At 63.3% G+C, this 23,075-nt stretch carries 20 protein-coding genes and 1 riboswitch; of the genes, 11 read left to right on the top strand and 9 right to left on the bottom strand.

Annotated elements, in window-relative coordinates:
- Positions 1-255 precede the first annotated feature (255 nt).
- Positions 256-2,877: a TIGR02302 family protein gene (locus tag HP556_RS03865; protein WP_175365987.1), complete on the top strand. Its 2,622-nt coding sequence runs from the start codon at positions 256-258 to the stop codon at positions 2,875-2,877.
- Between the two features lie 191 nt (positions 2,878-3,068).
- Here HP556_RS03865 and HP556_RS03860 read toward each other — a convergent pair whose 3' ends face one another.
- Together HP556_RS03860 and HP556_RS03855 are read right to left on the bottom strand one after the other, a co-directional pair.
- Positions 3,069-3,446, bottom strand: a complete 378-nt coding sequence (locus HP556_RS03860) for a response regulator (RefSeq protein ID WP_175365986.1) — start codon at positions 3,444-3,446, stop codon at positions 3,069-3,071.
- 15 nt (positions 3,447-3,461) lie between these two features.
- A complete protein-coding gene (locus HP556_RS03855; RefSeq protein WP_246297384.1) occupies positions 3,462-4,346 on the bottom strand; it encodes an MJ0042-type zinc finger domain-containing protein in 885 nt (294 codons plus the stop codon).
- A 107-nt stretch (positions 4,347-4,453) separates the two neighbouring features.
- Here HP556_RS03855 and ftsE point away from each other — a divergent pair, with 107 nt between their 5' ends.
- The 4 genes from ftsE (at position 4,454) to HP556_RS03835 (ending at position 7,683) form a co-directional block, all read left to right on the top strand.
- A complete protein-coding gene (gene ftsE, locus HP556_RS03850) occupies positions 4,454-5,113 on the top strand; it encodes a cell division ATP-binding protein FtsE (protein ID WP_068729180.1) in 660 nt (219 codons plus the stop codon).
- The gene (locus HP556_RS03845; protein WP_175365985.1) at positions 5,106-6,077 is read left to right on the top strand and encodes a cell division protein FtsX; all 972 of its coding nucleotides are present in this window, start codon (positions 5,106-5,108) and stop codon (positions 6,075-6,077) included. Before ftsE ends, HP556_RS03845 begins: the two co-directional genes overlap by 8 nt.
- 80 nt (positions 6,078-6,157) lie before the next feature.
- Positions 6,158-6,883 (top strand): YdcF family protein, encoded by a 726-nt coding sequence (locus tag HP556_RS03840; protein ID WP_175365984.1) that lies wholly within the window; start codon positions 6,158-6,160, stop codon positions 6,881-6,883.
- A 26-nt stretch (positions 6,884-6,909) separates the two neighbouring features.
- Positions 6,910-7,683, top strand: coding sequence for a lysophospholipid acyltransferase family protein (locus tag HP556_RS03835; protein ID WP_175365983.1), 774 nt, complete (start codon positions 6,910-6,912; stop codon positions 7,681-7,683).
- A gap of 7 nt (positions 7,684-7,690) precedes the next feature.
- Here the strand turns inward: HP556_RS03835 and HP556_RS03830 are convergent, their stop codons facing one another.
- Entirely contained in the window at positions 7,691-8,248 is a 558-nt protein-coding gene (locus tag HP556_RS03830) for a gamma-glutamylcyclotransferase (RefSeq protein WP_120287237.1), read from the bottom strand.
- Between the two features lie 127 nt (positions 8,249-8,375).
- Between HP556_RS03830 and HP556_RS03825 the strand changes: the two genes are divergently transcribed.
- The gene (locus tag HP556_RS03825; RefSeq protein ID WP_120287236.1) at positions 8,376-9,566 is read left to right on the top strand and encodes a DUF2125 domain-containing protein; all 1,191 of its coding nucleotides are present in this window, start codon (positions 8,376-8,378) and stop codon (positions 9,564-9,566) included.
- A gap of 126 nt (positions 9,567-9,692) precedes the next feature.
- Here HP556_RS03825 and HP556_RS03820 read toward each other — a convergent pair whose 3' ends face one another.
- The 3 genes from HP556_RS03820 to HP556_RS03810 are packed head-to-tail and all read right to left on the bottom strand — an operon-like array spanning position 9,693 to position 12,614.
- A complete protein-coding gene (locus tag HP556_RS03820) occupies positions 9,693-10,631 on the bottom strand; it encodes a prephenate/arogenate dehydrogenase family protein (RefSeq protein WP_175365982.1) in 939 nt (312 codons plus the stop codon).
- Position 10,632: 1 nt separating this feature from the next.
- A complete protein-coding gene (gene hisC, locus HP556_RS03815) occupies positions 10,633-11,736 on the bottom strand; it encodes a histidinol-phosphate transaminase (protein WP_175365981.1) in 1,104 nt (367 codons plus the stop codon).
- Between the two features lie 26 nt (positions 11,737-11,762).
- Positions 11,763-12,614, bottom strand: a complete 852-nt coding sequence (locus HP556_RS03810; protein ID WP_093757388.1) for a chorismate mutase — start codon at positions 12,612-12,614, stop codon at positions 11,763-11,765.
- A gap of 203 nt (positions 12,615-12,817) precedes the next feature.
- Positions 12,818-12,897, top strand: a riboswitch (SAM riboswitch).
- An 87-nt stretch (positions 12,898-12,984) separates the two neighbouring features.
- Here HP556_RS03810 and metX point away from each other — a divergent pair.
- The 3 genes from metX (at position 12,985) to HP556_RS03795 (ending at position 15,862) form a co-directional block, all read left to right on the top strand.
- A complete protein-coding gene (gene metX, locus HP556_RS03805; protein ID WP_175365980.1) occupies positions 12,985-14,187 on the top strand; it encodes a homoserine O-acetyltransferase MetX in 1,203 nt (400 codons plus the stop codon).
- A 2-nt stretch (positions 14,188-14,189) separates the two neighbouring features.
- Complete coding sequence (gene metW, locus HP556_RS03800; RefSeq protein ID WP_246297382.1) at positions 14,190-14,876, top strand: methionine biosynthesis protein MetW; 687 nt, start codon at positions 14,190-14,192, stop codon at positions 14,874-14,876.
- Positions 14,877-15,217: 341 nt separating this feature from the next.
- Positions 15,218-15,862: a TIGR02594 family protein gene (locus HP556_RS03795; RefSeq protein ID WP_068729161.1), complete on the top strand. Its 645-nt coding sequence runs from the start codon at positions 15,218-15,220 to the stop codon at positions 15,860-15,862.
- Positions 15,863-15,868: 6 nt separating this feature from the next.
- Here HP556_RS03795 and HP556_RS03790 read toward each other — a convergent pair whose 3' ends face one another.
- Complete coding sequence (locus tag HP556_RS03790; protein WP_175365979.1) at positions 15,869-16,642, bottom strand: MOSC domain-containing protein; 774 nt, start codon at positions 16,640-16,642, stop codon at positions 15,869-15,871.
- 231 nt (positions 16,643-16,873) lie between these two features.
- Between HP556_RS03790 and clpB the strand changes: the two genes are divergently transcribed.
- Together clpB and HP556_RS03780 are read left to right on the top strand one after the other, a co-directional pair.
- The gene (clpB, locus tag HP556_RS03785) at positions 16,874-19,510 is read left to right on the top strand and encodes an ATP-dependent chaperone ClpB (protein WP_175365978.1); all 2,637 of its coding nucleotides are present in this window, start codon (positions 16,874-16,876) and stop codon (positions 19,508-19,510) included.
- A gap of 72 nt (positions 19,511-19,582) precedes the next feature.
- Positions 19,583-20,221, top strand: a complete 639-nt coding sequence (locus HP556_RS03780; RefSeq protein WP_175365977.1) for an NAD(P)H-binding protein — start codon at positions 19,583-19,585, stop codon at positions 20,219-20,221.
- A gap of 96 nt (positions 20,222-20,317) precedes the next feature.
- Here the strand turns inward: HP556_RS03780 and HP556_RS03775 are convergent, their stop codons facing one another.
- Positions 20,318-22,381: a M23 family metallopeptidase gene (locus HP556_RS03775; RefSeq protein ID WP_231079079.1), complete on the bottom strand. Its 2,064-nt coding sequence runs from the start codon at positions 22,379-22,381 to the stop codon at positions 20,318-20,320.
- A gap of 484 nt (positions 22,382-22,865) precedes the next feature.
- Positions 22,866-23,075, bottom strand: a 210-nt coding sequence (locus tag HP556_RS30075; protein ID WP_210269057.1) for a hypothetical protein, incomplete at its 5' end; no start/stop codon positions are given.

The raw sequence follows: 23,075 nt of genomic DNA, 5'->3' as shown, positions 1-23,075 counted from the left end.
GGCACGGGGCTCTCTTCAAGCTCAAGCGCAGGTAGGCGGATCTCGAAGAGCCCCTCACCCCACCCTCTCCCCGCAAGAGCGGGGCGAGGGAACGCACGGCCGGCGTTTTCTTACAAAGCCCCCTCACGGCTTCGTGACCCCAATCGCTCCGAATCGACTTAGGCTCAGGCTTTGCATGTGCACGGATGGCCCCCGTGCCATGCCTCATTGCCGCCGCCGTGCTAGTGTGTCGTGCGGTAACATCGGAGATCGTCGTTGAGCGCTGCGCCCCCCGACCGACCAGACCCCCAACGCGACGTACATGCCGATCGTCAGGCGGCGGCACAGCTTCAGCTCGCGCAGGCGCTGCAGCGCGCCCGGCTGGCGATTGGCTGGGAGCGGGGGTGGCCGCATCTGGCCCGGCTGCTCAGTGTCGTCGGGTTGTTTCTGGCGGCGTCCTGGGCCGGTCTGTGGCTGACGCTTCCTTTCACTGCGCGCGCCATCGGTCTGGCGTTGTTCGTCATCGCCGCGCTGGCGACGCTCGTTCCTCTCGTCAAGTTTCGCTGGCCGTCGCGTGAAGAGGGCTTGTCGCGCCTCGATCGCGGTACCGGCATTGCACATCGCCCCGCAACGGCGCTGACCGACACGCTGTCGTCGCAGGACCCGATGGCGCGGGCGCTGTGGCTGGTTCAGCGCGAGCGTACGCTGGCCTCGCTCAAGAAAATCCGCGCTGGCCTGCCATCGCCGCGCCTCGCGATCCATGACCCCTGGGCGCTGCGCGCCATCGTGGTCGTGCTGTTGTTCGCCACCTGGTTTGCCGCCAGCGGTGAGCGCGGTGCGCGGATCATGGCGGCGTTCGACTGGAACGGCGTGCTGGCGCCGGCGAATGTGCGCGTCGATGCCTGGATCACGCCGCCGCCTTACACCGGCAAGCCGCCGATCATCCTGTCTGCCGCCAATAAGGATGCGTCCACGGCCGATGCCGCTGCATTGCCGGTGCCGTCGGGCTCGACGCTGATCGTGCGCTCCAGCGGTGGTGCGCTTGATGTCGTTCTCACCGGCGGCGTCGCTGACGTGGCGCCGACGGCGGAAGCCCCGAAGGGCACCAACGAAAAGCATTTCACCATCACGTCTGACGGGACGGCACATGTCCGTGCGCCGTCCGGCCAGCCGCAGTGGAAGTTCACGGCAACGGGTGATCGTCCGCCGACCATCGCGCTCGCCAAGGACCCGGAGCGTCAGGCGCGCGGTTCGCTGCAGATGTCCTACAAGCTCGAGGACGACTACGGCGTTACCGAAGCCCATGCGCAATTCGCGGCGCGTCCCGCCGAGACCAAGGATGGCATCAAGGAAGCCGCCAAGCCGCGGCCGCTGTTCGATGCGCCGTCATTTGCGCTGGTGCTGCCAAATGCGCGCACGCGCAACGGTGTCGGCCAGACCGTCAAGGATCTCAGCGAGGATCCCTATGCCGGCGCTGATGTCACTCTGACGCTGACCGCGAAGGATGAGTCGGGCAACGAGGGCAAGAGCGAGCCGTTCAGCATGCGACTGCCGGAACGGCTGTTCACCAAGCCGCTGCCACGCGCGCTGATCGAACAGCGCCGTATCCTGGCACTCGACGCCAATCAGCGCGGCCAGGTCTCCTTCGCGCTGCAGGCCCTGATGATCGCGCCGGAAGCTTTCACGCCGGAAGCCGGTCAGTATCTCGGGCTGCGCAGTGTTGCCACCCAGATCGAACGCGCCCGCACCGACGCGGCTCTGAAAGAAGTCGTCGCCAGCCTGTGGGCGCTCGCCGTCACCATCGAGGACGGCGACATCACCGATGTCGACAAGGCGCTGAAGGCGGCACAGGACGCGCTGAAGCAGGCGCTGGAGCGCGGCGCCAGCGACGAGGAGATCAAGAAGCTCACCGAGAACCTGCGTGCGGCGCTGGATAACTTTCTGAAGCAGCTCGCCGAGCAGATGAAGCAGAATCCGCAGCAGCTGGCGCGTCCGCTCGACAAGAACACCAAGGTCATGCGGCAGCAGGACCTCAACAACATGATCGAGCGCATGGAGCGGCTGTCGCGCTCCGGCGACAAGGATGCCGCCAAGCAGTTGCTCGAACAGATGCAGCAGATGCTGGAAAACCTGCAGATGGCGCAGCCCGGCCAGTCCGGTGACAGCGAGATGGATCAGGCGATGAACGAGCTTGGGGACATGATCCGCAAGCAGCAGCAGCTTCGCGACAAGACCTTCAAGCAAGGCCAGGACCAGCGCAACGAGCGCCGCCGCGGCAAGCAGGGCGAGCAGGGTATGGGCGATCTGCAGCAGGATCAGCAGAATCTGCGCGACCGCCTCAAGCAGCTGCAGGACCAACTCGCCAAGCAGGGTATGGGTCAGGGTCAGAAGGGCCAAAAAGGACAGCAGGGGCAAAAAGGACAGCAGGGCCAGCAAGGGCAGGGCCAAGGTCAAGGCGGCGACGATCAGGCGGACGCCGATGGTGACGGCGACGGTGATGGTCTCGGTGATGCCGACAGCGCCATGGGCGATGCCGGCGGCCAGCTCGGCGAGGGCAATGCCGATGGCGCTGTGGGTTCGCAGGGCAAGGCACTCGATGCGCTCCGCAAGGGTGCACAGAAGCTCGCGCAGGCCATGCAGCAGGGCGAGGGCGAAGGCCAGAACGACGGCCCCGGCAACAATCCCGGCCGCCAGCAGAGCGGTGGCCGGCAAAGCGATCCGCTCGGGCGTCCGCTGCGTGGCCGCGAACTTGGCGACGACCTCACGGTGAAGATTCCCGGCGAGATCGACGTGCAGCGCGTGCGGAGAATCCTGGAAGAGCTGCGTCGTCGCCTCGGCGACACGACGCGGCCGCAGCTTGAGCTGGATTATATCGAGCGGCTGCTGAAGGATTATTGAGGGCGGAGTTAGGAAGCGCCGACCTCAGCAATATCCCTCCCCCTTGCGGGGAGGGTCGGCCGATAGGCCGGGGTGGGGGTGCCACAAGCAGCGCTGTCACGCGGGGCGAGACCCCACCCGTCTGGCCTTCGGCCAGCCACCCTCCCCGCTGCGCGGCTCCGCCGCTTGGGGGAGGGATAAGAAAGAGCCCTCTATCCCTTGTTCTTCACCGCCAGCGCGTCCGCCACGGCCGTGCGGATATCCGCCACGGAAAACGGCTTCGTCACCACATCGTGCACAATGGCATTCAGGCCCGTCGCGCGTTCGCGCTGGTCGGCGTAACCGGTCATCAGCAGGATTGTCAGTTCGGGAAAATCGCGCGCGACGGCCAGCGCCAGCGCAATGCCGTCCATGACAGGCATCTTGATGTCGGTCAGCAGCAGGTCGAATGCGCCGCCCTGCTCGGTAAGGATCTCCAGCGCCTCGGCGCCGTCTTCGGCCGTGACGATCTCGTGGCCATCCATGGCGATGGCGCGGCCGACCAGCAGCCGCATCGATTCTTCGTCATCAGCAATCAGGATACGCGCCACGACAACTCCTTGGACTTACGCGCCGGCGACGTCGCGCTTGGTGAAGAAACGCACATCGATACTGCGGCCCTCGGCCGGCGGCGAGGCCAGCCGCGATCGAAACCATGTCTTGTCGCCGGGATTGAGGCCGGGCTGCTCGAGCACGGCGTTCCAGCCATATATTTCAGTCCCCTTCTCGTCGCGTACCACGAAACGCAGGCGCGGCAATGCGGTGGGGATGCGGGTCTCTGACACGATCAGGCCTTCGATGAGCAAGACCGACTTGTCATCGACGGTCTCGGTGGTGACCTTGACGTCCTTGAAGGCAAGGCCGCGCACATTCACGTCGAGGCCGACCGCCTGGTAGAAAGTCGCGGTCTGCGGCATCAGCTTGACCAGGTCGACGCGCCAGATCACCAGTGCGAGCAACAGCGACGCCATGGTAGCGGTCGCGATCGGCAGACTGTGCTTCGGCATGACGAACAGGCGCGGCAGCGACGGCACGAAACGGCGCAGCGCTGCGAAGCGCGATGGCGGGGTGGCCCGCATCGCGGCCACCGCGTCGTGTTGCGCCAGCGTGGCCCAGTCGGCGGTTTCGGTGCGATCATTGGCGTCGGTCGGCCAGTCAGCGGAAATCGACGGGCTTTCCACCACCGGAACGTTCGGTGCCGAGGCGTCGTCGTCCTCGGTCACGCCCCAGGCGCTCATATCCTCGTTCGGATCGGGCTCGCTGGCCTTCGCCGCCATGGCGGGAATACGGGCTTCGGCGCGGGAGAGATCCTCTGGGCGCGCCAGCCAGACTTCCTTGCAGCGGGCGCAGCGCACCGTCCGTCCGGCATCGCCGAACGTGGCCGGGTTCACGGCGTAGGACGTCGTGCAATTGGGGCAAACGATATGCATGGAGCCGATAGCCGATGACATGGCCGGCAGGCTACAAGACGACCGTTAACGAATCGGAAACCATAACGGCCGCACAAGCAATTGACCGTCTTTTTGAGGCTTTTTGAACCCATCGAACGGAGCTGAATGTGGTCCGGTTCGAAAATGTTGGTTTGCGCTACGGGCTTGGCCCGGAGATTCTGCGCGACCTCAATTTCCAGATCCCTGCGCATTCGTTCCAGTTCCTGACCGGTCCCTCTGGCGCCGGCAAGACCTCGCTACTGCGCCTGCTGTTCCTGTCGCTGCGGCCGACCCGCGGGTTGGTCAATCTGTTCGGCCAGGATATCTCGCTGCTCGGCAAGGACGAGATCGCCGACCTGCGCAAGCGCATCGGTATCGTGCTGCAGGATTTCCGTCTGCTCGACCACATGACGACCTATGAGAATGTCGCGCTGCCGTTCCGGGTGATGGGCCGCGAGGAATCCAGCTATCGGCGCGAGGTTATCGATCTCCTCAAATGGGTGGGTCTGGGCGATCGCATGGATGCACTGCCGCCGATCCTGTCGGGCGGCGAGAAGCAGCGCGCTGCCATTGCGCGCGCGGTGATCGCACGGCCCATGCTGCTGCTGGCGGACGAGCCGACGGGTAACGTCGATCCGACGCTGGGCCGGCGTCTGCTGCGGCTGTTCATCGAACTCAACAAGTCCGGCACCGCGGTGATTATCGCGACCCACGATATTACATTGATGGATCAATACGACGCGCGGCGCATGGTGCTGCATCAAGGCCGGCTGCATATCTATGAGTAGAATCGGCGAAGAACACGGCCCGCTGATGGACCTCGGCACCGATCGCCCGCAGGTCCCGGCAAAGGCGCGCAATGCATCCCCGATCGTGCCGCGCGGCTCGATCGCCGGCCGCGCGCTGGTCGCCGTCGTCGCCATCATGACCTTCCTCGCCTCCATCACGACAGGCGCAGTGCTGCTGATCAGCGCCTCGGCGTCGGAGTGGCAATCGGAAGTCGCCAGCGAAATCACCATCCAGGTGAAGCCGCAGGGCGGCCGCGATCTCGACCGCGACACACAGGCGGTGACCGATGCCATTCGCGGCCAGCCGGGGATTGTCGAGGTGCAGCCCTATAGCCGGGAGCAATCGGCGCAGTTGCTGGAGCCGTGGCTCGGCACGGGACTGTCGCTCGACGAGCTACCTGTGCCGCGCGTCATCATTGCACGTGTCACGCCGGGGACGGCGCTGGACATTATCGGCTTGCGCAAGCGGGTGACGCAGGCTGTGCCCTCGGCCAGCGTTGACGATCATCGCGCCTGGGTGGAGCGGATGCGGTCGATGACATCGGCAACGGTGCTGGCCGGGCTTGGCATCCTTGCGCTCGTTATTATCGCCACCATTATCTCTGTATCCTTTGCGACGCGCGGCGCGATGGCGGCGAACCGGCCGATCGTCGAGGTGCTGCATTTCGTCGGCGCCGGCGACCGCTATATCGCCAATCGCTTCTTCCGCCACTTCCTGCGGCTTGGCCTGCAGGGCGGTATCATTGGCGGCGGTGCCGCGATGCTGATGTTCGGGTTTTCGGAGTCGATCGCGAGCTGGTTTTCCGGCACGCCGGTAGGCGATCAGTTCGCTGCATTGCTGGGGACGTTCTCGCTGCGGTCGTCAGGTTATCTCGCGGTGGCAGGGCAGGCGCTGTTGATAGCAGGAATTACCGCCTGGGCGTCGCGCCGCACATTGTTCTCGACGCTGAACGACATCGAGTAACGCGTCAGGCACAGGCGATGGCATCGCCAAGGCGCCGAAAAATACCTAAGATTGCTGCCAAAGGACCAAACGCCAGACCGATGATCTTGCTCGACGACCAGAACACCACGGAGATGCCCGTTGCCGCGCCACCGCGGCGGCGCGTCATCCGTGCGGCACTTGTGGTCGCATTTGCACTGTCCTTCATGGTCGGCGCCATCGGCTTCGTTGCGTTTCTCGCGCAACTGCGCAGCGGCGAGTTGAAGCCGTCGGCGAATGCCGACGGCATCGTGGTCCTGACCGGCGGTTCGTCGCGCGTTGCGGATGCGCTCGAACTGCTCGCCAATGGCTTCGGTAAGCGGTTGCTGATCTCCGGCGTGCATCCCACCAACGGTGCGGCCAATATCTCGCGCACACTGCCGGACAGCCAGCGGTTGCTGGATTGCTGCGTCGATCTCGATCGCTCCGCCGTCAACACCCGCAGCAATGCGGTAGAGACCAAGCGCTGGGTCCATGAGCGTGGCTTCAAGTCGCTGATCGTGGTGACGTCGAATTATCACATGCCGCGCGCGATCGTCGAAATGTCACATGAGATGCCGGATATCGAGCTGATTCCGTTCTCGGTGATTGGCGACAAATGGCGTGACGAACCGTGGTGGACCAGTGGCCCGACGCTGCGGTTGCTGCTATCGGAATATGTCAAATATCTCGCGGCTGAAGCGCGGGTGCGGCTGGCGAATATCGGCATTGATCTGATGCCGGATTCCGGCAGCGACCAGCAGAGCGACGCGCCGCAGCGCCGGCCGGCCACGGCGTCTGCGAATTGAACTGCAATTGAGCTGATCGGAACACCATGACTTCGATATTCGTGCGTTCGTTGATCTACAACGTGCTGTTCTATGTGCTGCTGGTGTTCTGGATCCTGGTGGCGATTCCAACCTTCGTGATGCCGCCGCGCGCCTTCATGGCGATCGCGAAGGCGTGGGCGACCAGCAGCATCTGGCTGATGCGTATCGTCTGCAACACCAGGGTCGATTATCGCGGTCTCGAGAAAATTCCGGCGGGCCCACTGGTGGTCGCCTCGAAACATCAATCGATGTGGGAGACCTTCGCGCTGATGCCGTTCTTCGATCGGCCGCTGTTCATCTACAAGCGCGAGCTCGGGCAGATTCCGTTCTTTGGCTGGTACCTGAAGAAGTCGAAGATGATCGGCGTCGATCGCGATGGCGGCGCGCGTTCGCTCATCGATATGGCCAAGCGCGCCACCGAGGAAATCCAGCTCGGCCGTCAGCTCATTATCTTTCCCGAAGGCACGCGTCGGCCTGTCGAGGCACCACCGGATTACAAACCCGGTGTCGCGCAGATCTACGCCAAATCCGGCGCGCCGTGTCTGCCGGTGGCGCTGAATTCCGGCCTGTTCTGGCCGCGCCGCACCTTCCTGCGCTATCCCGGAACGCTGGTGGTGGAGTTTCTCGATCCTCTGCCGCCCGGCCTGCCACGCAAGGAATTCATCGCGGCGATCAGCACGTCGATCGAAGCTGCCACCGATCGTATCGTTGCGGAGGCGCGCACGGAGCAGGCGACGATCTTCGGGCGCGTGCCGAATGTGGCGGTGAAAGAGAGCTAGCGCTTGGTCACTCGTGCAGCATCGCCGCGAGCTGATGGAGCTGCGCGTCGCGAAAACCTTCGGCCTCAATGGCCTTCACGGTCGAGAGCACGTAATCGCGGTTGAGTCCGGAACGCCCGTGGCCCTGTCGCACGAAGTGCAATTGTTCGCTGAGGCTTAGTCGCCCCGCGTACTGCACATGGCCGCGGTCGACCACATAGGCCAGCGCGCTGACGCGGGTACGCTCGACGTCATCGAGCCAGACGGAGCGCATCACCTCGCGATAGACATGGGTGGTCTGCTCGCGCTCCCTGAGATAGGCGATGGTGTCATGGCGCAGCTTGGCCGCCACGCGAAAGGCAATGCCACGGCAGGCGCCGCCGCGATCCAGGCCGAGCACGAGGCCGGGCTTTTCCGGCGTGCCGCGATGGTCAAAGGAATAGACGCAGAGCGCCCGATGTTCGCCGATCAGCCTGGCCGGGACCTGTTCGATGAACTCGAAGCCCGGCCGCCACATCAGCGAGCCATAGCCGAACACCCAGAGATCGCTGTCGGAATCGGGCTGGGCGGTGATTTTCGCGGTCATGATGCCGACCTAGCAGAAACCTTGGGCCCGGGCGATCTTGATTTCCTGCAATGTGGCCCTGCGACGACAGGATAACCCCATGAAAGGGATCGCCGATTTGACAAAATCATGCGATCTACGTCCCGCCATGTCCGAATATGCACAGCCCACCCAGCGCCGCCTCTGGCCGATTTTCATCCTGCCCGTCATCATCGTCGTCCTTGCGGCGGCGTGGAGCGGCTTCTGGTTCTATGCCGCGTCCAAGGTCGACGAAAACGTCGATATCTGGCGCGCCCGAGAGGCCGCGGCTGGGCGCGTCTATGATTGCGCCAACCGTTCGGTCTCCGGCTTCCCGTTCCGGCTCGAAGTCCGCTGCAGCGGTGTCAGCGTTTCGCTGACCTCGCAAACGGCCACCCAGAATGCGACGCAGGTGCCGATCACCGCGAAGCTCGGCGAGATCGTCGTGGTTGCGCAGATCTATACGCCGCGGCTCCTGGTCGCCGAATTCACCGCGCCGGCAGTCCTGTCCGATCGCGGTCAGCCGGCGATGGTAATGAATTGGGGCTCGGCGCGCAGCAGCATCACCGGTCTGCCCGGTACGCCTGACAGCGCCGACATCGTGTTCGACGATGTGTCGCTCGACCGCTTCGCCGGCTCGGTGCAGGCGCCGACCGCACGTGCCAAACAGGTCGAATTGCATGGCCGCACGGCAGCGAATTCGACGCCGGACAAGCCGGTGATCGAGACGGCCCTGCAGATCAGGAGCGGCAGCATTGCCGATGTTCATCCGATCCTCGCGGCACCGTTCGATGCCGATATCCGCGCATTGCTCAGTGGACTCAAGGATGTCTCGCCCAAGCCCTGGCCGCAGCGTTTCCGCGAGCTTCAGGCTGCAGGTGGACGCGTCGAGATCGTGCAGTCGCGCGTCCAGCAGGGCGAGATCATCTCGCTGGCGACGGGCTCGCTCGGTCTGACCGCCGCGGGCAATCTCGACGGCGAATTGCAGATGACCGTGGCGGGGCTGGACAAGGCTATCGCCGCCCTCGGCATCGACAAGTTGCTGGAGATGGGCGTGCCTCAGGAGGCGCTGGACCGCATTGCGCCCGGCGTGAAGTCGCAAGACGTCAACAACATCCTCGGTGCGCTGGATCGCGCGATCCCCGGTCTCGGTAATGTCGTACGCAAGAATGCCGGCAGCGGCCTTGCCGCCGGCGTCAACTCGATCGGGACTGCGGCTGTCTTGGAAGGCAAAGCGGCGCGGTCGTTCCCGCTGAAATTTGTCGATGGCGCGGTGTTCCTCGGGCCGCTGCGCGTGGCGCAGATCCCGCCGTTGTTTTAGGCGTGAGGTTCGCCGGCCTCTCCACGTCATTGCGAGGAGCGAAGCGACGCGGCAATCCAGAAGCCGCAAAGCAAGTAAGGCTGGATTGCTTCGCTTCGCTCGCAATGACGGCTGTTGGTCCTGCGATCAATCCTTCTTCGTCAGCGCCTGATGCTTGCGCCCGAAGTCCGGTGCCGCTTCATCCTGACCGATACTCACGATGCCGCGGCGGATCGCGCGGGTGCGGGTGAAGTGCTCGAACAGCGCATCGCCATCGTCGCGGCGGATGGCACGGGTCAGCTTCGACAGGTCTTCCTGGAAGGTGCCGAGCATTTCCAGCACCGCGTCCTTGTTGGCGAGGAACACGTCGCGCCACATGGTCGGGTCTGATGCTGCGATACGGGTGAAATCGCGGAAACCGCCCGCGGAGAACTTCAGCACTTCCGACCTCGTGACGTCTTCGAGCTCGTCGGCCGTGCCTACGATTGTATAAGCGATCAGATGCGGCAGATGGCTGGTGACCGCGAGCACCAGATCGTGATGCGCGGCCTGCATGATCTCGACATTGGCGCCGAGCGCAGCCCAGAAGCCGGTGAGCTTTTCGACGGCCGCGGGATCCGCGCCCTCGGGCGGTGTCAGAATGCACCAGCGATTGCTGAACAATTCGGCGAAGCCGGAATCCGGGCCGGAGTTTTCCGTGCCGGCGACCGGATGCGCGGGAATGAAGTGGACGTTGTCCGGCAGATATTCCGACATCGCCTGCAGTACGGAGGCCTTCACCGAACCGACGTCGGACACGATCGCGCCGGGCGCGAGATGCGCCGCGATGCTTTTCGCCACGTCGCCTGCCACGCCGACGGGCACGCAGGCGATGACCAGATCGGCATCCTTGACGGCGCTGGCATTGTCGTCGGCGATGCGGTCGGCGAGCTTGATTTCCACGGCGCGTGCACGCACGGCCGCCGAATTGTCGGTGGCAACGAGTTCACCGGCAAGGCCAAGCTGCTGAATGCCGCGCGCCAGCGACGAGCCGATCAGGCCGAGGCCGATCAGCGCGATACGTTTGAAGGGCGGCGTGGCGCTCACGTCATTGCCCCGAATTCGATGCTATGAATTCACGCAGCGTCTCGATCACCAGCCTGTTGGCTTCCTCGGTGCCGATGGTCATGCGCAGCGAGTTCGGCAGGCCGTAATTGGTCACGGCGCGCAGCACCAGCCCGCGCCTGGTCAGGAACGCATCGGCATCCGCTGCGGTCTTGCCGGTCGCCGGAAAATGCATCAGCAAGAAATTGGCCACGCTTGGCGTCACCTCAATGCCGAGCTTGGTAATTTCCTCGGTCAGGATGCCGATCCACTTGGCGGTGTATGTGCGCGACATCTCGACATGGCCGGTGTCCTCGATCGCCCCCACCGCGGCCATCATCGCCGGCGCCGAGACGTTGAACGGCCCACGAATCCGGTTCATCGCATCGACGATGTGCGCAGGGCCGAACATCCAGCCGATCCGCAGTGCCGCGAGGCCGTGCACCTTCGAGAAGGTGTAGGTGGCGACGGTATTCTCGGTGGTCTTCGCCAGCTCCAGCCCGTTGTCGTAGTCGCCCTTGGTCACGTAGTCCCAATACGCGGCGTCGAGCACCAGCAGCACGTGCTCCGGCAGGCCGGCGCGCAGGCGCTTGATCTCGGAGGACGGCAGATAGGTGCCAGTCGGGTTGTTGGGGTTCGCCAGCCACACCAGCTTGGTGCGCGGCGTGACGCAGTTCAGGATCGCATCGACGTTGCAGGTGAAGTTGGTTTCCGGAGCGACCACATTGGTGGCGCCGTTCGCCTGGGTAGCGATCGGGTAGACCAGGAAGCCGTGCGCGGTCGAAATCGCCTCGTCGCCGGGGCCGAGATAGACATGCGCAATCAGGTTGAGAATTTCGTCGGAGCCGGCACCGCAGATGATCTGCGCGGGATCGAGGCCGAAGCGGTGGCCTAGCGCCTCGCGCAGCACCTTCGACGTGCCTTCCGGATAATCCTCGAGATGCGCGACAGCGGTGGCGAAGGCGTCCTTGGCGCGCGCCGAAGGACCGAACGGGGTCTCGTTGGCCGACAGCTTGTAGGTCTTGCGGCCGGGCTCCACCACCGGGCTTTTGCCAGGGGTGTAAGGCGCGATATCGAGAATGCCGGGCTTCGGCACAGGACGGGACATCTTCAACTCCAGAACGTCAGATTGGCTTACGAACGCGGTGCGTCGCTGGCGGCCACGGTATAGCGGGTTGCGTGGCTGCCGACGAGAGCCGTGGAGCGCACCGAGGCGCCGGCTTCGATCAGCGCCGACTTGATCTTGTCGAGGCTGGAGGCTCTCGTGATCGAGATCAGCAGCGCCGCGCCGTCAAAGGCGGTATCCGGCACGGCGACGATTTCGGCCAGCGGCGACAGCGCACGCGCGGTCTCGGCATTCCAGCCGGACACCCGCACGCTCCACATCTCGACCTCGGTCACCATGGCGCTGTCGGCAACGCGTGACACCACGAACACCGGCAATGCGGCCGGATGGTCGGCGCGTTCAATGAACGGCAGGCGTGCGATGATCTTCGGCGCGCCCTGGGCTTCCAGCGGGATCCACCAAGGCGTGCGGCTGGACGTCGCCGAGACCAGCGCGAGATCGCCCTTGGACTTGGCCACGGCCTCGACCGCTGCGGCGGCGCTGAAATGCGCGACGTAAGGCACGGTGAAGCCGAAGTGAAAGCGCGCGGAATCCCGCATCGCGCTCTCGCCGAGCGACAGATCCGCATGCACCGAGAACGGCGCCTGAACGTAAGTGAAAGTCGAGATGATTACCCGCCAGATGCTCTCGACGGTGTCGATCGGCAGGATGCCGCGATGGCGCTGCACCAGACGGCGCATCATGTCGGCCTCGCGCGCCGGCCGAAAGGCCGAGCCGACCTCCTGGGTCTGCTTCACCGAAATCAGCCGGTCGATGATGTCGCCGCGCTGCATCAACAGGGCGTGAACCTGCGCGTCGATGCTGTCGATCTCTTTGCGCAGTTCATCCAGCGAGGGCGGGGCGGGTGGTAATTTCGACATGTTCAAAACCTTCGGGACGGGAGGCGTGATAGGTCCCGTCGAGCTTGCCGGGCCGGCTCCGGGGAGCCGGCGGGCACGGCCATTGATTAGGTAAGACGGTGCCGGAAAGCAAAGAAAACATGGAAGATTTGGCCGCAGGGCAGTTGGGCAATTTGACCGGGGTATGCCCATATTGACGGCAGGCGGGTGTGGGACTAGTTTCTGGGCTCTTCCGTGGTCATTTGAGCCGGCCGGCTTGCAGCCACGTTAAACAACTCGCTAAACAGGCCGGGGACAGTTTGATCCCGGCCGAGCTATTTGTTCAGGCCGGGTTTTTTATGGCCTGATTCCGGTTTTGGTTTGAGAACCTCCTGAGGAGGCCGGTATCAAGATGGTAAATGTCGAACTGGTGAAGAGTCCGGTTGTCCGCCCCGATGAGCGTGGACATGAAGCCGATCATCCGACCTCGCTGGTCGCGGGTTTTGGCATGGATCAGCCGCTGCGGCTCGATTGCGGCGTCGACCTCACCCCGTTCCAGATTGCCTATCAGACCTACGGAACGCTCAACGCCGACAAATCCAATGCCATCCTGGTCTGCCACGCTTTGACCGGCGACCAGCACGTCGCCAATATCAATCCGATCACCGGCAAGCCCGGCTGGTGGCAGACGCTGGTCGGCCCCGGCAAGGCACTCGATACCGAACGCTACTTCATCATCTGTTCGAACGTGCTCGGCGGCTGCATGGGCTCGACCGGTCCGGCCTCGACCAATCCCGCCACTGGCAAGATCTGGGGACTGGATTTTCCGGTCATCACCATTCCCGACATGGTGCGTGCGCAGGCGATGCTGATCGACAGTCTCGGTATCGGTCAGTTGTTTTGCGTCGTCGGCGGCTCCATGGGCGGTATGCAGACGCTGCAATGGACCGCGGCCTATCCGGAGCGCGTGTTCTCCGCGCTGGCGGTTGCCTGCAGCACGCGGCACTCGGCGCAGAACATCGCGTTCCACGAATTGGGGCGTCAGGCCGTGATGGCCGATCCCGATTGGCGCGGCGGGCGCTATTTCGAGGAAGGCACGCATCCGCATCGCGGCCTCGGCGTTGCGCGGATGGCCGCGCATATCACCTATCTGTCGGATGCCGCCTTGCACCGCAAGTTCGGCCGCCGCATGCAGGACAGGGAATTGCCGACATTCTCCTTCGATGCTGATTTCCAGGTCGAGAGCTATCTGCGCTATCAGGGCTCGTCCTTCGTCGAGCGCTTCGATGCCAATTCCTATCTCTATCTGACGCGTGCGATGGACTATTTCGATATCGCAGCCGACCACAACGGCAAGCTTGCGGAAGCGTTTCGCGATACGCAGACGCGTTTCTGTCTGATGTCGTTCACATCAGACTGGCTGTTCCCGACGGCAGAATCGCGCGACGTCGTGCACGCGCTGAATGCCGGCGGCGTCCGCGTGTCCTTTGCGGAGATCGAAACCGACAAGGGTCATGATGCCTTCCTGCTCGACGTGCCCGAGTTCCTCGATATCGCCGGTGCATTTCTGAACTCCGCAGCCTCCGTGCGCGGCCTGCCTGTTACGGGGACATAGAGATGGCGTTTCCACAACAGACCTTGCCGCTGAATGCTGCGGTGGCGACGCCGGCGCCGCGCGGTACGCAGGACTATCGCGGCGATCACCTCCTGGTCGCGGAGATGATCAAGCCGGGCTCGAAGGTGCTCGACGTGGGCTGCGGCGATGGCGATCTGCTGCAATTGCTGGAGAGCCGCGGCATCGACGGCCGCGGCATCGAATTGTCGCGCGAGGGCGTCAACCGCTGTGTCGGCAAAGGCCTCGCAGTGGTGCAGGGCGATGCCGATACGGACTTGATCAACTATCCCGACGATGCGTTCGACTACGTGATCCTGTCGCAGACGCTGCAGGCGACGCGGCAGCCGCGGGTGGTGCTGGAAAATCTGCTGCGCATCGGCCGCAGCGCGATCGTGTCGTTTCCGAATTTCGGCTTCTGGAAAATGCGCGTGCAGTTGCTTGTCGGCGGCCGCATGCCACGTACGGAGAATCTGCCGGCGACGTGGTACGACACGCCGAACATTCACTTCTGCACCATCAAGGACTTCGTTGTCCTGTGCGACGAGATCAACGTGAAGATGGAGCGCGCCGTTGCGCTCGATCTCTATGGCCGTCCGCTGCGCCTCAATGCGCCGTGGTGGTTCTGGAACATGTTCGGGGAGCAGGGCGTTTTCCTGCTGAGCCGCGCGAGTAAATCGGCGCAACCCTGATCGCGTGTAGATTTCTGCCTGATGGAAACAGAAATACCGCATTCTATGCGGCTTTTCACGCCGTGTGTCGGCCTGCGATACACGCCAAAGATGTGCATAAAAGCTAATTCGAATAGGTAATATAAGCGCGCATTCTGTCGAATGGGTGGCTGCTATGTCTATACGTATGGCGTCCGTTGAAGTTGAAGCGATTCACTCCGATGTCGCCGTTAAAAAATCGTCACTTGAACCGTTCTAGGTCTTGTTATCGCCATACCAACTTCGTTACCACGCCCGTCCCGATTGTTGGCCTGCGTATTTGGGCCGATGGGGTTCGGGGGTGTTAAGAGGAAAAATTCGGTATGGTTCAGTTCTTTGCGTATCGCCGTGCACTTCGCATCTCGGCTCTTGCGGTGTGTTCGGCGGCAGTTCTCGCGTCAGTCTCTCCCGCGTCGGCACGTCCTCATCACGGCGCTTCGCGTCATTCGCACCACGTCGGCAAGTACACACACAGCACGCGTCATCACGTCCGGCATCGCGCGCGGTATGCACGGCGCAGTGCCCGAGTCGAACAGCAGGCGCCTTCGTTCGGCGACTCCACAAATTTCAATAACGCCAATGCAAGCATGAACCAGCCTTCCGGCGGCTTCGGCGGTTCAGGCATCGTCGATGCAGCGCGCAGCTTCATCGGCCGCGGCAATCCGACGGCCCGCGGTCGTTTGTGGTGCGCAGCGTTCATGAACCTCGTATTGAAGCGCACCGGCCATCAAGGCACCGGGTCTGATATGGCGCGCTCGTTCTCGAGCTATGGCCAGCGCATCTCCGGTCCGCAAGTCGGCGCCATCGCCGTGATGTCGCGCGGTCGTCGCGGCGGTCATGTCGGCGTCGTCTCGGGCGTCGATGCCAAGGGCAATCCGATCATCGTCTCCGGCAATCACGGCAACCGCGTCGCCGAGTCGGTGTATTCGCGTGGTCGCGTTTACGCCTACGTGATGCCGACGAGCTGAGCTCGTCTATTCTTCGACGACGATCTTGTCGCCGGCGGCGATCGTGCCGCCGGTGATGACCTCTGCGTAAATTCCGCAATCGGCGTGACCGTAGGTCTGCAGCAGCGTTTTCGGAATCGTCAGATCCCGCGCGGCCGTATCCGGATCGACATTGGTCGCTGCACATCGGACGATGCGCTTCACCACCTTGAGCCGGGTGCTGCCGATGGCGAGCGTCCGATCGATCAGCTCGAATTCATGCCAGGCCGGCCAGCCCGCTACATGCAGGTTGCCGCGAAAGCGTAGCGGATGCACCGGCTGTCCGACGGCCTTTTCGAGGTCTTTGACGCTGGCGAGGTTGATGATCGACACCACCTTGCGCGGCACGTCCGAAAAGCTATGGCCGTCCGCGAACAGCACCCTGGGTGGTCCGCGCAGTTCATCGGCAAAATTTGCAGCAAAGAACGCTTCGATTTCCGCACGTCCTTCGGCCGTCTGCAGATCGGCTCGCGCTGCCGCCACATTATCCTGCCGGATCGTCAGTGTATGGCTGGCGTCGTCGTAGTGGCTGCGGAGCGCCGCCAGGCGCTCGTTGCGCATCAGCATCAGAAACTGGGTCTTCGGAAAATATTGCGGTGCTGCCGGGTCGAACCCGATCGGGCCGTTCTCGATGGCATAGCGCCGATCGGCCGGCAGGGTCTGGCCGGGCTTCAGCGTGACTTCTTCCAGAGGCTCGGGCGTCAGGCCCTTCACGGGATAGCGGTAGATGCTGGCAACGCTGGCGTAAGACTGTTCTGGCATGGTTCCGGTCTTAAGAGATTTGGGCCCGCGGCGCCATCGCCTGGCCGATTGGAATTTTATGCGGACCCCTTCCGTTTCGGGAACTGGCTGCCCACATTTGCATCAAGCTGGTTTTGACGCCAGCGACGACCGCAGCCGGTTGACCACCATCAATGCGGCCTGCGGAAACCCAATGAAGATGCCCCCTCCGTGCTTTCGAGGCGGACAGGGCAGGCCGAGGGACAACACACGATGAATATTGAGAAATACACCGAACGGGTGCGCGGCTTCATTCAGTCGGCGCAGTCACTGGCCGTGCGCGAGGGCCATCAGCAATTCTCGCCGCTGCACATCCTGAAAGTTCTGCTGGATGATAGCGAAGGTCTGGCCGGCGGCCTGATCGATCGTGCCGGCGGCAACTCCCGCGCCATCCTGAAGGCGACAGAAACCGAGCTGGGCAAGATGCCCAAGGTCTCGGGCGCAGGGGCCGGACAGGTCTATCTGGCGCCGGCGACCGCGCGCGCTTTCGATGCCGCCGAAAAGGCCGCCGAAAAGGCTGGCGACAGTTTCGTCACCGTGGAACGGCTGCTGTTTGCGCTGGCGCTCGACAAGGACTCCGAAGCCGGCAGCCTGCTGAACAAGGGCGGCGTCACGCCGCAAAATCTCAACGCGGCGATCAATGCGCTGCGCAAGGGCCGCACGGCGGATTCCGCCACGGCTGAAAACGCCTATGACGCGTTGAAGAAATATGCCCGCGACCTGACCCAGGCCGCGCGCGATGGCAAGCTCGACCCGGTGATCGGCCGCGACGAGGAAATCCGCCGCACGATTCAGGTATTGTCGCGGCGAACCAAGAACAATCCCGTGCTGATCGGCGAACCCGGCGTCGGCAAGACCGCCATCGTCGAAGGTCTCGCGCTGCGCATCCTCAATGGCGACGTGCCGGAGAGCCTGAAGGACAAGAGCCTGCTGTCGCTCGATCTCGGTGCGCTCATCGCTGGCGCGAAATATCGCGGCGAGTTCGAGGAACGGTTGAAGGCTGTACTCGGCGAGGTGACCTCGGCCGAAGGCGGCATCATCCTGTTCATCGACGAAATGCATCAGCTGATCGGCGCCGGCAAGGGCGATGGCGCGATGGATGCGTCCAACCTGCTGAAGCCCGCACTGGCGCGCGGCGAGCTGCATTGCATCGGCGCCACCACGCTCGACGAATATCGCAAGCATGTGGAGAAGGACGCGGCGCTTGCGCGGCGTTTCCAGCCGATCTTCGTGGCTGAGCCGACTGTGGAAGACACCGTCTCGATCCTGCGCGGCCTCAAGGACAAATACGAACAGCATCACGGTGTCCGCATCACGGACTCGGCGCTGGTCGCCGCCGTGACGCTGTCGAACCGCTACATCACCGATCGCTTCCTGCCGGATAAAGCCATCGACCTGATGGACGAGGCTTCGGCACGGTTGAAGATGCAAGTCGACTCCAAGCCTGAAGAACTCGATTCGATGGACCGCGAGATCATCCGGCTCAAGATCGAGCAGGAGGCGCTTGGCAAGGAAACCGATGCAGGCTCGAAGAGCAGGCTCGAAACGCTCAAGAAGGAACTCGCCGAGCTCGAAGAGAAATCGGCAGCGCTCACCCAGCGCTGGTCGGCCGAGAAGAACAAGCTGTCGAATGCGCAGAAGCTCAAGAGCGAGCTCGATGGCTTGCGCCTCGAACTGGCCGAAGCACAGCGCCGCGGCGAATATCAACGCGCCGGTGAGCTGGCCTATGGCCGGATTCCCGACCTTGAAAAGCGTCTGGCCGATATCGAAGCCAACGAGAATTCCGAGATGATGGAAGAGGCGGTCACCGCCAATCACATCGCGCAGGTGGTCTCGCGCTGGACCGGCGTGCCGGTCGACAAGATGCTCGAAGGCGAGAAGGACAAGCTGTTGCGGATGGAGCTGAGCCTCGGCGAGCGCGTCGTCGGCCAGGCCGAAGCCGTGCGTGCGGTGGCAACTGCCGTCCGTCGTTCACGCGCGGGCTTGCAGGATCCGAACCGGCCGATCGGCTCGTTCATGTTCCTCGGCCCCACCGGCGTCGGCAAGACCGAGCTGACCAAGGCGTTGGCGTCCTATCTGTTTGACGATGACACCGCGATGGTGCGTCTCGACATGTCCGAATATATGGAGAAGCACTCGGTCTCACGCCTGATCGGCGCGCCTCCGGGTTATGTCGGTTATGACGAGGGCGGCGCGCTGACCGAAGCTGTGCGGCGGCGGCCCTATCAGGTCGTTCTGTTCGACGAAGTCGAGAAGGCGCATCCGGACGTGTTCAACGTGCTGCTGCAGGTGCTCGACGATGGCCGCCTGACCGATGGCCAGGGCCGCACCGTCGATTTCCGCAACACGCTGATCATCATGACGTCGAATCTCGGTTCGGAATTCCTGGTCAACCAGCCCGAGGGCGAGGATACGTCAGCGGTGCGCGACCTGGTGATGGGCAACGTCCGCGCCCATTTCCGGCCGGAATTCCTGAATCGTGTCGACGAGATCATCCTGTTCCACCGCTTGCAGAAGAGCGAAATGGGCCGGATCGTCGAGATCCAGTTCGCGCGGCTCACAAAGCTGCTGGAAGATCGCAAGATCACGCTGGTGCTGCACGACGATGCCCGCGACTGGCTCGCGGACAAGGGCTGGGATCCCGCCTACGGCGCCCGTCCCCTCAAGCGCGTTATCCAGCGCAACGTCCAGGATCCGCTGGCCGAGATGATCCTCGCCGGCGACGTCAAGGACGGTGACCATGTCGACATAAGCGCCGCCGGCAACGTCCTGACCTTCAACGGCAAACCGGCCCGGACCGCGGAGATCGCCGAGTTCGAGGCGCCGGTGCCGAAGCGGCAGCTGAACTGACGGCACGGATTTAAACGCAACGAAACGGCCTGAACCTCACGGTTCAGGCCGTTTCCACGTCGGAGAAAGATCATGACCCGCATTCTCGTGGTCGGCGCCACCGGCCTTGTCGGCCGCCATGTCATCGCCAAAGCGCTCGCCGACAGTCGGATCGCGCGCGTCGTTGCGCCGACGCGGCGGCCGCTCGAGGCGCATGCGAAACTCGACAACCCACTGGTCGATTTCGGCCGGTTACCCGCCGAGGCCGACTGGTGGGACGTCGAGGGTGTGATCTGTGCACTCGGCACGACGCGCGCCAAAGCTGGCTCGGATCAGGCGTTTCGCGTTGTGGATCATGATTACCCGCTTGAAGTTGCCCGGCTGGCGCGCAAGCACGGCGCTAGCCGTTTCGCGCTCAATTCGTCGGTGGGTGCCAATGCGCGCTCAAAGCTGCTCTATCCGCGTACCAAAGGCGAAGTGGAGGAAGCGCTGAAGGCGATGGGCTTTCAGTCTTTGACGGTTGTGCGGCCGGGCCTGATCGGCGGTGACCGTGACGAATTCCGGCTGGGCGAACGCATCGCAGCAGCGGTGCTCGGTATCCTCGGTCCGGTCCTGCCGCGCAGCTACCGGATCAGCCCCGCCGACAGGATCGCCGATGCACTGATCGAGGCCGCCGTAACCGGCGCGCCTGGTGTTCACCTGATCGGGTCTGCAGAGCTCGCCGCGGATTGATCGCCGGACCTCAGCGACTCTTTTGCTACTGTCCCGAGCGTCACCTAGCCCACGCGGCGTTGGTCTGACGCGCAGAAGAAGGCGAAAAATACGAATTTAGCGGCTGGTCGTCGGCCGTGCTGGTGGCACCGCGCCGGTCACGCCTGCGTCGGACACGCGGGCGCCGGGGCCTCGCATGGTCATCTGGGCGTCGATCCGGTCACGTTCCTTCTCGAAGCCGGCCATGATCGGCCCTTCGAGCGAGCGGCCGCGTGGCAGTTTCACGCGCATAGGATCGACGAAGCGGCCGTTGACCAGAATTTCGTAGTGAACGTGGGCGCCTGTGGACATGCCGGTGGAGCCGACGAAACCGATGACCTGACCCTGCCGCACGCGCTTGCCGGGCTCCATGCCCTTGGCGAAGGCCGACATATGGCCGTAGGCGGTCTCGTAGCCGTTGTTGTGCTTGATGCGGATATATTTGCCGTAGCCGCCTTCCCAGGCTGCTTTTTCGATCACGCCGTTGCCGGATGCGAAAATCGGGGTGCCGTAGGGCGTCGACCAGTCCACGCCGGTATGCATCTTGGTGTAGCCGAGGATCGGGTGGCGGCGTCCGCCGAAGCCTGAACGCATGATGGCGTTATTGACGGGTTTGCGGACCAGAAACTTCTTCGCGCTCTTGCCGGTCTCGTCATAGTAGTCGACGACCGAGTCGTCGGTGGTCAGGAAGCGATAGTATTTTTTGGTTTCGCCGCCCACCGTAAGCGAAGCGAACAACACTTCGGTCTTTTCGGTGATGGTGGCGCCTTCGTCTTCGCCGGCAAAGAACACGTCGAACGAGTCGCCGGGCTGTACTTTGCGCTGGAAATCCACGTCGTAGGAGTAGATCCGGATCATGTCCTCGATGACAGTAGCCGGGACCTTGTTGCGCAGTGCCGTCTCGTAAATGCTCTGATAGAGCCGCACGCCGGTGCCGTCATCCTCCTCGTCATCATCCGATGCGCTTGGCGCTTCGGCGACGGTGTTCATGCTGGAGACGTCGACGGCGACGTATTTGCCGAGATCGGAGAGAGCGGCGACAGCTTCGATAGTGGAGTCGTTGGCGACGATCACGCGATACGGCTGCAAGCGCTGGCCAGGTCCGGCCGGCGACATCAGGATTCGAACTTTCTGGCCTTCCTTCAGTCCGCCGTCGCGGCCGCGGGCACCCAGCGTAGTGGCAATGGCCTTGGCTTCCTCGGGCATCGCGCCCTGGTCGCGCAGGATGGTCAGGATGGTGTCGCCCTTCTTGACGATATGGATACGCTCGCCATTCGGGTTGCCGCCGGTCGCCTGATCCTTGGTCTTGGCCAGCAGCGTGACGTTTTCCGGCACGATACGGGTTTCGAAGCCGGCATAAGGATCGGCTGTGGTCCCTTCGGCGGCATAGGCCATCTTCATGTCGGGCTGGCCGCCGATATCGCCGGTGGCGCTGGCGACCGTCGTGTAGCGAACGCCGGTATTGCCGCGCCAGTTGGAGGCGTCGCGCACGCGCATCAGGACTTCATCGATGGCAACACTGGCGCCGATCTTGGCTTTCGGCAGTACCTGACCGAGATCGCGGGTGACGAAGGAGACTTCGGCATCCGGCTCGACGGCATTCGGATTGACCGCGGCGTCGTCGCTGTTCGGGGCGGGGCTGCCGACATCGGTCAGCAGGCGCTGTGCATTGAAGGGCGGGATCTTGGCGCTGAGATCGCTGGTCGCCATCGCCAGATTGCCGGAAATCCGGATGAAGGGCCGCACGCGCATGACGTCGCGATTGCCGACGCGGGTGACGGTGGAGACTTTGAGTACCTGGCGCGCGGCGGAAGAGTCGCTCGGCGGCGGCAGGCGGTCAGACTTATGCAGGCTGGCTTGTTTGTCGGTGGCACTGAAGGCGCCGCGTAGCGCGCCTTCGACACGCTCCGGTACCTTGGCAAAGGTCATCTCGCCGTCAAGCGACGCAAAAACGGCGCCGCCGATCAGAGCCGCGCCGCAGAGACCTGTGAGGATAGTACCACTGAACCATTGTACCGAGACGCGGCGACGATCGATGACTGCGGCTTCGGAGCCGTCAACGGATAGCGGCGGCTCGTGGCCGAGATCAATCATCCCGGTCTCACGATTATAGGCGCCACCGCGTGACAGTCCGTGATTCAAGCCGACATCCCCCGAATTCCCAGCATCATGCGAAGAGTCTTCCCCAAGCACATCGCATCGACGGTCGAACAGTGCGCGCCAAAATGCTGGCCGAATGGACGAACGTCAATGCTGCAAACTCTTTCGCTGTGTTCTCTTTGGCCCAAAAGCGCACTGCGATGACGCAGCTCGTTCTTTCGAGAGACCGTTGGGCCCAGATCCGGTTCGACCGCCCCCAAAAAGTTTCAGAGGCGACGCAGAATCTTTGCACAAGGCATGCTCAGAACGTCGGAGGAATGTGGCTCTTGTACGGCGTCACCCCTGTAAAACCTACGCTTTTTGGGCCCTGGAGCGTCCTCCACAGCACGTGACGATTTTCTGACGAATGGCGTTGACAGTTTCGGGTGAGGGGGCCTATAACCCGGCCACTGAGCGCAGCGGCGCCGGGGCCTACCAGCCCGGGCGGTTGTTCGTGTCTCGGAAGCTCATCACCGCGAAGAGTGTTTCAGTAGCCGATAGGTGTCGGCTGCTGATCTGTTGTCGGGTGATTGAGTGACAAGATTTTCTCCCTCTCGGGGAGATTGACGCATCTGCGTCGGGCTGTTTGACAAGTTAAATTGAAGAAAGAGAAACGTGGACGGCGGAGTCCTTGCGGGTCTCGTTCGATGGAAGCTTCGGCTTCTTGAGACGGGGCCGGACGAAAGACTTCGGCGGT

Source organism: Tardiphaga robiniae, assembly GCF_013359755.1.
Classification (GTDB): Bacteria; Pseudomonadota; Alphaproteobacteria; order Rhizobiales; family Xanthobacteraceae; genus Tardiphaga; species Tardiphaga robiniae.
Note: the sequence above shows the minus strand (reverse complement) of the source record. Positions and strands in the feature narration are given on the sequence as shown.